Origin of the sequence: Psychrobacter sp. 1044 (assembly GCF_904846525.1) — a bacterium.
GTDB lineage: Bacteria > Pseudomonadota > Gammaproteobacteria > Pseudomonadales > Moraxellaceae > Psychrobacter.
This window is the reverse complement of sequence record NZ_CAJHAZ010000049.1, coordinates 1-1,341: the sequence shown is the minus strand read 5'-3', so window position 1 is coordinate 1,341 and position 1,341 is coordinate 1. Positions and strand designations below refer to the sequence as shown.

The window sequence follows — 1,341 nt, the reverse complement described above, 5'->3', positions numbered from 1 at the left end:
GATGTCAGATTGAGTAGTCATTGCTTATTCTCCTGTTAATGGATTATAAGCAGTTACACAGTTTTTAGGAAACTCCCCGACTTTTAGGAATGTTAGGAGTCATAAAGCTCAATTTCACTCGGTAATGTTTGTTCAAAAAAAATAACAACTAGATCAACTCCTTCTCCAGCTATATAAACCACAAAATCCCTATCTGGATATGTTTTTTGTAAGTGAAGCTCCCAGTTGTCCTTGATTAAATTGGCTAAGTTTTCTATGGTAGAGTCTGAAGTATTTTCAGAAGTATTCAAAAATATATCTGCAATACTACACATATTTATTTGTGCTTGAGCAATGTGTAAATCTTTGCCTTGTAATAGCCATGAATCAAAACGTTGACATATAGACTGTTTTTTATTTTCATTTTTACAACGTATTACACAGCCTTTATATATAATTGTTCTAGGTGCTAGTACTGTAATAAAGAGCTCTATATCTTCCGGATAGATCTCCCAGCTAATATAGTCGGAAATATCATCTTCTGAATATTTTTTATCATTGTTTTTCTCATTATTATCCCATTTTTCATACCGCCAGTTAATTATGCGATTCATAACCTTCTCCACTTAACTTTCTATCTTTTATCAAGATAAGATAAGCTCTATCCTGAAACCTCAAACGATATTGGAAATTGATTTATAGTGCTTGTAACTGATATCAGGTAGTTAGAATGAGTACTCCATCGCTTAATCAGTACACTGTGAAGTACACTACAGTTATCACAACAACTCAAAACCGCGATATCATTAGCCTACAGCCATAGATTCAAGTCCTCACTAGGGAACCGAATCAGTGAAAGTACCTAATTGGTTCCTTATGGATATACTGCGTTTATTATAGATGTGTTTGTCCGTATTATTGTTGGCTGGAAGGTGTCTAATCGTATGAACATCGATATGGTGATGGCAGCGTTAAATCAAGCCATTGCAGACAGAAACAACCCAAAAGACGTTATTCATCGTAGTGATAGAGGCGTTCAGTATTTATCTATTCGTTATACTGATAAGATGGCTGATTCTGGCGTTATTACCTTTGTTGGAACGCGGGTAATTCATATGATAATGCATAGTACGATTGGTTATGTATCACCTTTTGAGTTTGAAAAGCAATATTATGATAGTCTTAATGAGTCAGGCAAAGTTGCCTGACTCAAATAAAACGCTCTCCGATATAGTCGGGGCGGTTCAGATAGCCAACTGGTTTAATATTATTCCGGTATATATGGGGTTAAAAAACGCACTAAGGCAGTGATTATTAAGAGTATTAGAAGAAGGTGTTGATATTTTATAAATCGTTCTGGGA

The 1,341-nt window shown here is 35.0% G+C and carries 1 protein-coding gene and 1 pseudogene; one reads left to right on the top strand and one right to left on the bottom strand.

The window, feature by feature from the left end:
• Positions 1-92 precede the first annotated feature (92 nt).
• Entirely contained in the window at positions 93-593 is a 501-nt protein-coding gene (locus tag JMX82_RS14115) for a hypothetical protein (protein WP_071002016.1), read from the bottom strand.
• A gap of 267 nt (positions 594-860) precedes the next feature.
• Here JMX82_RS14115 and JMX82_RS14110 point away from each other — a divergent pair.
• Positions 861-1,187 (top strand): annotated as a pseudogene (locus tag JMX82_RS14110) (DDE-type integrase/transposase/recombinase); the annotation flags it as partial.
• Positions 1,188-1,341 lie beyond the last annotated feature (154 nt).

Bases quoted from the DNA above. Each gene is read 5' to 3' on its own strand.
- JMX82_RS14115 (WP_071002016.1), bottom strand. From the start codon at position 593: ATGAATCGCATAATTAACTGGCGGTATGAAAAATGGGATAATAATGAG.